The organism is Catenulispora yoronensis, assembly GCF_039531695.1.
In the GTDB taxonomy this organism is placed as follows: domain Bacteria; phylum Actinomycetota; class Actinomycetes; order Streptomycetales; family Catenulisporaceae; genus Catenulispora; species Catenulispora yoronensis.
This window is the reverse complement of the sequence record NZ_BAAAQN010000050.1, coordinates 84,816-97,290: the sequence shown is the minus strand read 5'-3', so window position 1 is coordinate 97,290 and position 12,475 is coordinate 84,816. Positions and strand designations below refer to the sequence as shown.

Annotated in this window: 7 protein-coding genes; 4 read left to right on the top strand and 3 right to left on the bottom strand. The window is 66.8% G+C overall.

Annotated elements, in window-relative coordinates:
- Window positions 1–474: 474 nt before the first annotated feature.
- A complete protein-coding gene (locus ABD481_RS33020; protein WP_344669746.1) occupies window positions 475–4,113 on the top strand; it encodes a PQQ-dependent sugar dehydrogenase in 3,639 nt (1,212 codons plus the stop codon).
- A gap of 58 nt (window positions 4,114–4,171) precedes the next feature.
- On the opposite strand, the gene ABD481_RS33015 is transcribed toward ABD481_RS33020, so the two are convergent.
- Window positions 4,172–5,161, bottom strand: a complete 990-nt coding sequence (locus ABD481_RS33015; protein ID WP_344669745.1) for an NADP-dependent oxidoreductase — start codon at window positions 5,159–5,161, stop codon at window positions 4,172–4,174.
- A gap of 93 nt (window positions 5,162–5,254) precedes the next feature.
- On the opposite strand from ABD481_RS33015, the gene ABD481_RS33010 reads away from it, so the two are divergent.
- Both ABD481_RS33010 and ABD481_RS33005 read left to right on the top strand, forming a co-directional pair.
- Window positions 5,255–5,851: a TetR/AcrR family transcriptional regulator gene (locus ABD481_RS33010; protein WP_344669744.1), complete on the top strand. Its 597-nt coding sequence runs from the start codon at window positions 5,255–5,257 to the stop codon at window positions 5,849–5,851.
- A 92-nt stretch (window positions 5,852–5,943) separates the two neighbouring features.
- Complete coding sequence (locus tag ABD481_RS33005) at window positions 5,944–6,204, top strand: hypothetical protein (RefSeq protein WP_344669743.1); 261 nt, start codon at window positions 5,944–5,946, stop codon at window positions 6,202–6,204.
- Between the two features lie 1,125 nt (window positions 6,205–7,329).
- Here ABD481_RS33005 and ABD481_RS33000 read toward each other — a convergent pair.
- Window positions 7,330–8,931 carry a cell wall-binding repeat-containing protein gene (locus ABD481_RS33000; protein WP_344669742.1) on the bottom strand — a complete coding sequence of 534 codons (1,602 nt, stop codon included), beginning with the start codon at window positions 8,929–8,931 and terminating at the stop codon, window positions 7,330–7,332.
- Window positions 8,932–9,029: 98 nt separating this feature from the next.
- Window positions 9,030–9,785 (bottom strand): hypothetical protein, encoded by a 756-nt coding sequence (locus ABD481_RS32995; RefSeq protein ID WP_344669741.1) that lies wholly within the window; start codon window positions 9,783–9,785, stop codon window positions 9,030–9,032.
- A 127-nt stretch (window positions 9,786–9,912) separates the two neighbouring features.
- Here ABD481_RS32995 and ABD481_RS32990 point away from each other — a divergent pair, with 127 nt between their 5' ends.
- Complete coding sequence (locus ABD481_RS32990) at window positions 9,913–12,339, top strand: ATP-binding protein (protein ID WP_344669740.1); 2,427 nt, start codon at window positions 9,913–9,915, stop codon at window positions 12,337–12,339.
- The last annotated feature ends 136 nt before the right edge of the window (window positions 12,340–12,475 follow it).

Here is a 12,475-nt window from a genome sequence, read left to right as displayed (position 1 = left end):
ACTCGGCCGCTGGATGTACGACCACCAGGTCAGCGTCGACGCCCTCACCGACACCCTCATCGTCATGGCCATCGCCATGCTCCTGGGCCGCACCGGCGCCCTGGCCATCAAGCGCAACAACGCCACCGCCTCCCGGGTGCACGCGCTGGCCGCCTAAGCCCTGATCCACCCAAGCCTGCCAAGCCTGCCAAGCCTGCCAAGCCACCCAAGCCACCCGCCGCACAGCACCACCCAAGACGAGGACCATCGAGTGCCCCCCGCTCGATGGTCCTCGTCGCATTCGCATGTCCGCCTCGTCGCATTCGCATCTCCGCCTCGTGGCATCTCATATACGAGGCCCAACGCCACCTCACCCCCAAAACCTCGGATGAATGATCACCCACAGCCCTTTGTTACATCGATTTTCATGGATTCCCCCAAGAGTAAGGTTCCTTAACATTGCCCAAGGATCCGACCTTCGCTTGACTCAGGCCCGTGAGAAAGTATGCCTTCAGACGCCACGCCCTCCGCCTGGCGGTCGCCGTGGCCGCGCTCGCGCTGACGAGCGCCCAAAGCACAGCGCTCGCCGCGCCATCCCCCACCACCCCTCCAGGAGCCGCGTCCCCAGCGGCCGCCTCCCCAGGAGCCACCACCCCACCCACCTTCAACGTCAAGACCTACGGCGCCACCGGCAACGGCTCCACCAACGACTCCCCCGCCATCAACAAAGCCGTCACCGCCGCCAACGCCGCAGGCGGCGGCACCGTCGAGTTCCCCTCCGGCACCTACAAGTCAGCGAACACCATCCACCTCAAGAGCAACGTCACCATCCAGCTCGACACCGGCTCCAAGATCGTCGGCTCCAGCGCCAAGACCTACGACGCCGCCGAGTCCAACCCCTACTCCCAGTACCAGGACTACGGCCACAGCCACTTCCACGACGCCATGTTCTTCGGCGACAAGGTCTCCAACGTCTCCTTCACCGGCTCCGGCACCATCGACGGCGGCGGGAACCTCATCACCGGCAATCCCGGCGCCGGCCAGGCCGACAAGATCCTCTCGCTCACCCGCTGCACCAACCTCACGCTCAGCGGCATCACCCTGGCGCGCGGCGGGCACTTCGGCGCGCTGATCAACGGCTGCGACGGGGTGACCTCCGACCACCTCACGATCGCCACCTCCAACGACCGCGACGGCTGGAACATCATCTCCACCACCCACGTGGCGATCACCAACATCACCATCTCCTCCAACGACGACGCCCTGGTCTTCAAGAGCGACTACGCCCTCGGCGCCGCGCTGCCCAGCGGCCACGTCACGGTCACCCATGCCACTCTCACCGCCCGCTGCTGCAATGCCCTGATGTTCGGATCAGAGACCTGCGGCTCGTTCACCGACTACCAGTTCCAGGAAGTCGCGATCCTCGGCGCCGGCAAGTCCGGCCTGGGCATGGTGAGCATGGACGGCGCCGACATCTCCGACGTGCACTACAAGGACATCACCATGAGCGGCGTCCACTCGCCGATCATGCAGAAGATCGGCACCCGACTACGCTGCGGCGGCAGCCCGACCGTCGGCCATATCAGCAACGTGACCTACGAGAACATCACCGGCACCGGCGTCGCGAACACCGCCTACAGCCCGACGATCTGGGGCGCCGACAGCTCGCACCAGATCACCGACGAGACGTTCACCAACGTCGACCTCACCGTCCCCGGCGGCAACGGCACCATGTCCACCGGCGTTCCGAGCAACAGCGCCACCGACTACAACCCGAACAGCATCGGCACCCGGCCCGCCTACGGCTGGTATCTGCACAACGTCTCCGGCATCCACTTCACCGGCGCCTCACTCAAATCCGCCGCGACCGACGGCCGACCGGCCGTCATCGCCAACGCCGGCAGCGACATCACGTTCGACGGGCTGACCGCCCAGACCTCCACCACCAGCCCCTACGACATCGGCTTCCAGAACATCAACGGCTACTGCCTCAGCAACAGCCACACCACCTCCGGCGGCTCGCTCCACGTCTCAAAGAGCGGCTCCACTCAAGCCTGCTCCGCCGCCGCGTCCACGACCCCCACGACCACGACCACCACCTCCACAACCGCCACCCCCACCGCCACCGACCCCCTCCTCTCCCTCAACAAACCCGCCACCGCCTCCTCCTCCGGCGGCTGCTGCGCCCCCTCCAACGTCGACGACAACCTCTCCACCACCCGCTGGGCCAGCACCGCCGGCACCGACCCCCAGTGGATCTCCATCGACCTCGGCACCACCGCCCACATCAGCCGTGTCCGCCTGCAGTGGGACGCGTCCTGCGCCACCGCCTACGAAATCGACACCTCCGCCGACCGCACCACCTGGACCAAGATCTACTCCACCACCGCCGGCCAAGGGGGCGTCGAGGACCTGACAGCCCTCAACGGCACCGGCCGCTACGTCCGCATGTACGGCACCCACCGCTGCCGGAACGACTCCACGCACGGCTACTCGCTCCAAGAACTCGGCGTCTACGGCACCACCACCACCGACACCACGCCGCCAACCCCGCCAGGAACACCCACCCTGGTCTCCGACACCGCCAACAGCGTCACCGTCGCCTGGACCGCGTCCACCGACAACGTCGGCGTCACCGGCTACGACATCTACCACGACGGCCAGCTCTGCGCCCAGGTGGACGGCAGCACCCTGACAGCCACCTGCGGCTCGCTCAGCCCGAACGTCGCCTACGGCTTCTACATCAACGCCCGCGACGCCGCCGGCAACGTCAGCCAACCGTCCGGCACCCTGTCCGTCACCACACCCCCGTCCGGCGACACGACGCCGCCCACCGCGCCCACGTCGGTGCACACCACCGCGGTCACCAGCAGCAGCGTCACCCTCGCCTGGACCGCGTCGACCGACAACGTCGGCGTCGCCGGCTACCGCGTCTACAACGTGGTGAACGGCACCCGCACCAAGGTCGGCACGGCCGACGCCACCACCACCAGCACCCAGGTGGACGGCCTGACGCCGAGCACCGCCTACCACTTCCAAGTCACCGCCTACGACGCCAACGCCAACGAGAGCGCCGGCAGCACGCCGATCCTCGACGTCACCACCACCGCGGCCAGCACATGCTCCCCCTCACAGGGCGTGTGCACCGCGAAGCAGGTCGGCACCGACGACGACGTGGTGTGGGGCCTGGTCACGCTGCCCGACGGCACGATCCTGTTCACCGAGCGGGACGCCCACGACATCGTGCACCTGAACCCGAAAACCGGCGCCAAGAAGACCATCGGCACCGTCCCCAATGCGCAGAGCACCGACGGCGAGGGCGGTCTGACCGGGCTGGAGATCAACCCGGTGAGCTTCGGCACCGACCACTGGCTCTACATCATGCACACCTCGCCGACCGACAACCGCATCGTCCGGATCAAGTACGACCCCACCGCCGACACGCTCCAGACCAGCTCCGAGCAGATCCTGCTGACCGGCATCGATCGCAACAAGTACCACAACGGCGGCCGCCTGCGGTTCAGCCCGGACGGCAAGTACCTGTTCGCCGGCACCGGCGACGCCCAGAACGGCGCCAACGCCCAGAACACCAGCAGCCTCAACGGCAAGGTGCTCCGCATCAACCCCGACGGCAGCATCCCGGCCGACAACCCGTTCCACAACGCCGTCTGGAGCTACGGCCACCGCAACGTCCAGGGCCTGGCCTTCGACTCCCAGGGCCGACTGTGGGAGCAGGAGTTCGGCAACAGCATCATGGACGAGACCAACCTCATCGTGAAGGGCGGCAACTACGGCTGGCCCTCCTGCGAAGGCACTTCCGGCACGTGCGGCACCTCGGGATTCATCGCCCCGAAGCACACCTACCCGGTCGCCGAGGGCTCGTGCAGCGGCATCACCATCATCCGCGACTACCTCTACGTGGCCTGCCAGCGCGGCACCCGCCTCTACCGCGAGCAGATCAGCGGCAGCAGCCTGACAAACGTGCAGCAGTTCTTCGTCGGCACCTACGGCCGCCTGCGCACCGTCGAACCGGCCCCGGACGGCGGAATGTGGATGGCGACATCCAACAACGGCGACAAGGACAGCACGCCGCACAACAGCAACAATCAGATCTTCCACGTAACAGTGGCCTGACACCACACCGCGGCCGCCGTTCAGCCCACTGAACGGCGGCCGCGGCGCATTCACCAAGTCACCCCACCTCCACGACCAACTTCCCCGTCGTGTGCTCCCGCGCAAAGTCCACGCAAGCCCGCCCCGCCTCCTCCAACCGATACCGCCGCCCGATCGTCGCGCGCAGCTCGCCCCGCACCGCCGCCTCCGCGACCTCCCGCATCCCGCCCAACTCGGCATCCATGTCGAAGACCAGATGCAAAGCCACGTCATCCCGCCCGACCGTCTCCACCGTCGGCGCCGGGAACGTAATGCCGAGCAGCCGCCCGCCGGGCCGCAGCGTCGCGGCCACCGCCGCCAACTGATCCCCGGGCAGTACGGCGTTCACCGCCACATCCACATCCACCGGGTACCCAGACTCCTCGTACCCGATGACCTCCTGCGCCCCCAACTCCCGCACCACATCGGCGTCGACCGGCTTCACAGTCGCGATCACGTGCGCACCAGCCGCAGCGAGCAACGGCAGGAGCACAGTGCCCACCCCTCCCGTCGCCCCGACCACCAGCACCCGCTCCCCCGCCACGACCTGCGCCATCGCCATGATCGCCCGCGCCGTGAGCCCAGCAGTCGCCAACGCCGCGGCGTCCTGCACCGACAGCTCCTTCGGCCGATGCGCGATCATCGGCGTATCCGCCTCGATCACCGCGTATTCGGCGAACGCCCCGGTACTCAGCGACGGCCGCTTGCCCGCCATCGCCCGCAGCACCGGCGGCACCGCCAGACCGAACACTTCGTCGCCGACCGCATAGCCCTCGACCCCCTCGCCGACCTCGGTAACAGTGCCCGCGAAGTCGTTGCCAGGAATATGCGGAAACGTCAACCGCACCGCGTCGCCGAACTCCCCACTCGGCAGCCGAACATCCGCCGGATTCACCGCCGCGGCCGCGATCCGCACCTGGAGCTGACCGGCCCCGGGCCGAGGAACCGGCACCTCGGCAACAACAAACTCCTCCGGCGGCCCATAGCCGGTCGCCGTCACAGCACGCATCAAGCCCTGCTTGTCGCCCATCACCCCTCCAATAAACGGACCGAGCGGTCACCTTCCGCCCACCAGGAGGCTAGCCATAAGCGGACCGCCCGGTCAACTTGTTAGGCTGCGACCGTGACCCCCGACCGCCCCCTGCGCGCCGACGCCGCCCGGAACCGGGCGCTGCTGCTGGCCGCCGCGGCCGACGAGTTCGCCGAGAAGGGCCTGGAAGCCTCCGTCGCCGACATCGCACGCCGCGCCGGCGTGGGCAAAGGCACCGTCTTCCGCCACTTCCCCACCAAGGACGACCTGATCGCGGCCATCGTCCTGGACCGCGTCGAAGTCCTCGGCGCCCTCGGCACCCACCTCCTCGACGCCCCCGACCCCGGCACCGCCCTCCTGGAGTTCCTCACCGCCGCCGCCCAACAGCGCCAACAACAAGACCTGTCCTTCCTCCAGGAAGCAGGCGACTCCCTACCCGCGATCGTCGAATCGCGCACCAGGATGTACCAGACCATCCACAACCTGGTCGACCGCGCCCGCGACCACGGCGCCATCCGCGACGACATCACCGGCACCGACGTCATCCTCCTGATGTGCGCCCCCAACTACGTCACCGGCTACGTCCCCGACGCACCCCCCGACCTCTGGCGCCGCTACCTCGCCCTCATCTTCGACGGCCTCCGCCCCGAAGGCGCCCACCCCCTACCCCAACCACCCCCCACCCTCTGACAGCCCCACGCAATCAGACCACTGATAACAAAACGGCCTCAACTCCAAACCCCGACATTTATCCCAACTCCCCCCGGGAGATGGTATAGACCATGAGACGCATCGCCACCACCCTCGCCACCGCCGCCCTGGCCGCCACCCCCCTCATCCTCACCGCCACCCCCGCCGAAGCCCACGGCGCCGCCCCCGGCTACATCCTCTACCACAGCTACACCCACGGCGACGCCTGCGCCTCCTCCGGCTACGCCGGCCAACAAGCAGGCCAATGGGACTACTACTACTGCGACGAGGTCTACCCCGCGAGCTGGGACGGCCCAGGCCAGTACGACCTCTACGTGCACCTGACCCACTGAGGCCCAACGAACAAAAGAGGGTTCGCGCCGCAAATAGCGACCCGCAGCTGCACAAGCACCTAAGCACCGCCCGCCGCGATACTGAAAGCGGCAGCCTCAAACCAGGCCAAAAAGCACAGACTCCAGCCCCCAAACCGCCAGCCGCACGCACCACGCACCCACCCCGGCCGCCGTGATTGTCAGTCCCCTGCCTGGGTTTTTGGTTCGTTCCCCTCGGTCACGTCGGCAGGGCTTTGCCTACAGTGCCGCCGACCGGGTGTCCAGTCCATGCAAGCGCAACCGCCAGCCAACAGCGCATCAGCAACGGCATGGACTTGACACCTGGGCGGCGGCGCTGTACCCGTAGGGCTGCCGACGGGACCGAGGGGAACGAACCCCCACCTCACCAACCGCCAGCGCAGGGACTAGATGTACCGACCTATGGAGCCGGCGCCAGTTCCCCGAGGGATCCGAGGCCCCCGCTGGAGGCGCCTGCTTTTAGCTTTTCACCACAGACCAAAACCAGCCTTCACCCAAAAACCCAACCCAACACACCCCACTCCCGCCCTCACTCCAACTCCAACGCCCCACTCCCACCCTCACCCCAACTCCCACTACCGCTCGCACTCACACCCTCACTCCAACTCCCGCTCGTGCTCCCACCCTCACTCCAACTCGCGCTCCAACTCCAACTCGCGCTCCCACCCCACCCCCACCGACCCCCGTGGAATGCCTAAGCGCTACCCAGAACCCACCAACTCAGCCCCTGCCCGGCTCCACGCCACGCCCACCAGAACCACCCAAGCTCCCCCCACGCGACCGACTACCCACCTCAGTCGCATAAGCAATCCAAGCCCGCGCCGCATCCGCATCAGCCCGGATCATGTCATGCACATCACCGATCTTGCGATGCGAATCCTTCTCCATCTTCCCCAGCCACTGCGCGGCCTGCCACATCGCCTGTTCCCATGTAGGCGGAACAGAATCAGGACCAGTCATAGCGGATCATCTCCCCCGTCTTCAGACCACTGCTTCCCCCACGCACGGTACGCCACTACGACAGCCTCCACACCACACAGCAGGCCTCGACCCTCGCGAACCATCGCGCACCGACCCGAGGCCTGCCCTCCCCTCCCCTCCCCCGCCCTACACCCTCGTCCCAGTAATCTGCGCCTTATACTCCACAAACCCACACCCATACCCCACAACATCAATAGCCCCCGTCACCGACCCATCCGCATTAGTCCGCACCGCCATCCCCCCACTCCGCACGTAGTACGGACAAGCCGCCAACCCACCATACTGATTAAAAAGATTGTTGAACGTCGCCGAAATATTCGAATCCGTCTGATAGTAAACAGTAGTCCCCTGCACCGTAACAGTGCCCAGATCCAGCTGCGCAAGCGTCGCAGCCGGATGACACGCAGCGTTGCTCCCATTCCAAATCGCCCCCGGCTCCGGAACAGCGCTCGGATTCCCCGACACCAGGCACACATCAACCGGGTTCACACCATTCTCAGTCCCCGTCGTCGTAATAGTCGGCACGATCGCTAACCGCCCGACCCGCTGAAAACTGTTCGACCCGACCACTCCCGAAATCGTCACATCCCACACCCCAAACGCAGGCCCCCCACCCCCACTCGGCGGCGCCCCACCCCCAGCCGGCGCCCCGCCTGCCAACTGCGCCAACAACCCATCGCTGATCGCCCCTGGCCCGCCCGCCACATCCCCAGCCGTCAACCGCCCACCCGCCCCCGCGAGCCACGCCGCCGTCGACGACCCCGCCTGCGTCGGCGAATCAGTCAACAACAACGGCTCATGATGCACCCCGGCGAGAACCCCCAACGCCAACGCATCAACCCCACCACCAGCGTTGTCCCCCCGGGCGAAAGCCACGCGCGTCGGATCGAACCCGACCGTGTTGACCGCATACGACGCGATCGCCGCCGCCGTCGCCCCACGATCCCCACCAGCCAGCCGCTGGGTACTCACCCCCATCCCATGCAGCGCGTTCTCCACCCCCGGCGACACCGCCGCCGGACCACCCAGCACCAAAACCTGCGTAATCCCCAACCGCCGAATCGCCTCGGCCGCCTGCGGAGACAACGACCCCGGCTCACTCAGCAGAATCGGCAATCCAGCCCCCGACGCGACAGCCGACCCCGCAAGCGCATCCGGAAACGTCGCCCCCGAAGCAAGCAACGCAGTGCGCTGGCCATTGATCTGCCCGACCGCCGACGCCGGCGGAACACTGGCAATCGCCAGCGAAGTGTCATACCGGGAGGCCCCGGACTCACGCGTCACCTGCGCAACTCCCGGCACACCCTGCAACTGACGCAGCACATTGCCATCAGCCGCCGCCTCGCCACCAACCAAGTAGACGTGGCTGGCACCGAGCTTGCGCAGCGCCGTCGCCGTCTCACCGGGCAACGAATGGGCTTCGGTAAGGAGAATCGGAGCCTTGAGATACCCAGCGAGATAGCTCGCCGACAACGCATCCGGGAACGACTCACCACTAGCCACAACAACGTTGGCCGCACCATTCGGATACGCAGCCAAAGCAAGCGCCGCAGCCGTGCCATACCGATCGGCTCCCTGCCACCGGCTCAGCGCGATGCTCGGCGCCGCCGAAGCCGCGTGCGCAGCGGGATCGTCAGCGACGACGGCGACACCCGCAGCCGCCAAGGCCAACGACAGCAGGCGGACCAGACCCCGATGCCGGGATTCTGCTGAATCGAGCGTGTTCATCGTGCCCCCAAGGTGATGGTTTTCTTTGCTTCCAGATCTTCGGCCGTAGCCAGGGTCATGCGGTTAAGGGAAAGACCCGACATGATTTCACTTCAGAACTAGGGTTCGACAAGCCGAGCGGCAACAGTCTCAAAATGCGCCTGCAAGTACCGGGCATCGGTGTCCGCAGGATCAAGCAGGGACAGTTCGCGCCAAAGGGTGGCAGCCTGAGCGACCAAGCCAGCGCCAGCATCAAAATCGGCGCCAACACCGACATCAGCAGCACCAGCAGGACCAGCAGGACCAGCGCCAGCAGCACCAGCACCAGCCAAACCCACCGCCGCCGCCCGCAACCGATGAACATCCGAAGCGCTCAACAGATGCGGAAACAGAAGCATGGCCGCAGCATCAGCCGGAACATGCACCTCAGCCACATCAGCCAGACGCAACGCCAAATCCTGCGCAGTCATCGGCAAATCAGCACCATCCCCGCCAAGGCACTCAATCAGCGCCGCGGCGATCGCACCATGCCAATCCAAAAACACAATGCGACGTGGACAATCCGCCCGAAAAACCACCCGAGCGCCCCCAACCTCTCCAGCCTTCCCAACCTCCCCACCACCCATCCCCGAGCAGTAGAACCACATCCGCCCGGAATGATCCAGCGTCGGAACCGCACACAAGGCATCGAGAATTCCGTGGGTCGCGGCGTATGGGCCGGTCGAAAGAAAGATCCGGTCAGAGGCGAAACCCAGATCGCGGAAAACCTCGCACACCCCCACAGCCGCCGCCTCGAACGCCGGCACAGCGACAGCCAGCAGTACGTCACCGGCCGCCCGGCCGTTAGTATCGGTGGTCTCTTCGAAGCCCGGCACGCTTCGATCATCGGGCCCGCAACGTGGCGATCCCACACGGCACGACCCACGGATGACCCACGGATCCGCCGGGACCGGCTGCGGATCCACGACAGCACACCGACACCACTTGTCCTTGGGGGACTTCGTGGAGCACACCTTCGCCGCGCTGCTGCGCGAGGAACGCCTCGCAGCAGGGCTGACGCAGGAGGAACTGGCCAAGCGCTCGGGCATCGCCGTGCGGACGATCAGCGATCTGGAGCGGGGCAAGTTTCCTTCACCCCGCGCTCAAACCGTGCGGATGCTGGCTGACGGACTCGGCCTGGACGGTCCGCGGAGAGACCAACGGGAGCGGCTCGAGCGGGCGGCACGCGGAGTCCCGGTGGGAACAGCTCCCGCTGTCATGTTCAGCAGAGTTCGAATACCACCGACCCCGCTGATCGGCCGGGAAGACGACACCATCCGTGTCGCCGACCTGCTCAGCGCCAGGCTCAGCACCAGGCTCAGTCGCATCGTCACGCTCACCGGGCCCGGCGGCGTCGGCAAGACTCGGCTCGCCGCGGCCGCCGCCGCCAGAGCCTCGGCCGGATTCGCGGACGGGGTTCGCGACGTGGACCTCGTTCCGTTGCAGGACGGCGACGAGATGCTGCGGGAGATCGCGCACCGCCTCACGGCCACCACCAGCAACGGCACCGGCAACGGCACCGCCAACGCTGCCATCAGCAACGCCACCAGCGACGTCGCGGACGTCACAGATCTGGCCGCCCGAATCGGCCCCAGCCACCTGCTCCTCGTCCTGGACAACATGGAGCACCTGATCGAGCACGCTGATTTGATAGCGACGCTGGTCGCGGCCTGCCCCAACCTGTCAGTCCTGGTGACCAGCCGGATTCCACTGCGGGTGCGCGGCGAGCAGGAGTACCACGTGGCTCCCCTACCGGTCCCGGAGTCCGGCGAAGAATCAGAATCCGCATCAGTAGAACTGTTCACCCTCCACGCCGCCCGCCGCAGATACGGCTGGCGACCCACCGAACCCGACCTACGCCACGTCAGAGCGATCTGCCGCGCCCTCGACGGCCTACCGCTGGCCATCGAACTCGCCGCCGAACGCATCGGCTCACTGGATCCAGGTTCGATCGTGGACGCCCTGGCAACGGCATCCGGCGCACTGCACCTCCTGGCCGACGGCCCGCGCGACCTGCCGCACCGCCAGCGGAGCATGGCTGCGTCAGTGCAATGGAGCTACGAGCAGCTACCCGCCCCCGGCCAAGCACTCCTGCGTGCACTGTCAGTGTTCCCAGCGCGCTGGCGACTGGAAGCCATGGTCGCGGTCGGCGGAACACACGCAGCGCTATCCGTCGCAGAGCTCGTTGACTCGCATCTCGTACAGATCCAAGAAGGACCAAAAGGGCTGACCTACGGCCTTTCGCAACCAGTCCGAGAGTTCGCGGCAGAGGAACTCGAACAACACAGCGAAGCAGGCCCAGCAGCACGACGCATGACCGACTACGCAGTCAAGCTGGCCGATCAGGCCGAACCGCATCTGACAGGACCGGATCAGGCCACGTGGATGGACCGGCTGGAGGACGAGCACGACACCTTGCGCGCCGCTTTGAACCGACTCATCGCGGATGAAGACGGCGAGCAGGCCATTCGGCTCAGCGGAGCACTCTGGCGATTCTGGTACGCCCGGGGCCACATCCGCAGCGGCCGGGCGTGGCTACGTCGTGCGTTGGCAGTACTGGATGCAAGGGACGCAGGTCAGCTCGCAGACCCCAAAGAGCAGCCCGAAGCCGCAAGTCTCGCGCGAGCTCTCAACGGTCTGGCCTCCCTGGAGTCGTGCCTTGAGGAGACCGCGGCTGTCCCTGACTTGTATCGGCGCGCCATCACCCTGTGGGAGCGGATCGGCGATACCGCCGGCTCCTCGGCATCGCGGACAAACCTCGGGATGTACGAGCAGTTCTACGGCTCACCCGCCGCAGCACGGGAGCTCTACCACCGCGCAGCCGAGGACGCCCGAACCGGCGGCCACGACCGGGGCCTAGGCGCGGCGCTGGTGAACCTGGGACAGCTGCTAACCCGCGCCGGAGAGGACGCAGCAGCCGAATCAGCCCTGGATGAAGCATTGGAAGCGTTTCGACGATTCGGCGACGTGCGAGCCCAGGCGGACACCCTGGGCTGCCTCGCGGAGCTGGCGCTCGAACGGTCGCGGCCCCGCCAGGCAAGGAAGCACGCAGCCTCAGCACGGCGGTTGTTCGGGTCGTTGCAGGACGAGCTAGGCGTGAACCAGACGTGGGAAGTCACGGCGCGCTGTGAGGCAGCGGAAGGTGACTACGCCGGGGCGGGCGAGCGGCTGAGCAAGGTGGTCGCCCGCTACGAGGAGTTGGCATACCCGTGGGGCGCCGCGGAAGCGGTGACGGCCCGCGCGAAATTCGCTGCCGCCGGCGGGGATCCGGATCTCGCCTACGTTCTGGCGACGGACGCCGTCCGACGCTGGGACGCGATCGAGGACTCCGGCGACGCCGGGCAGGAAGCCAGGAAACTGTTGCGGGCCTTGGAGGACGACGAGGCGTAAGCAATCGAGCATCCACCGATCCGGCAACGCGACGGATCCGAGGCTACCGGCCGGTAAGAAGTCGGCGAACAGGCATGGACTCCTCAGCCGTTCGACCCTATCTTCTCAAAGCTCGAACACAAAGCCCGGATACACC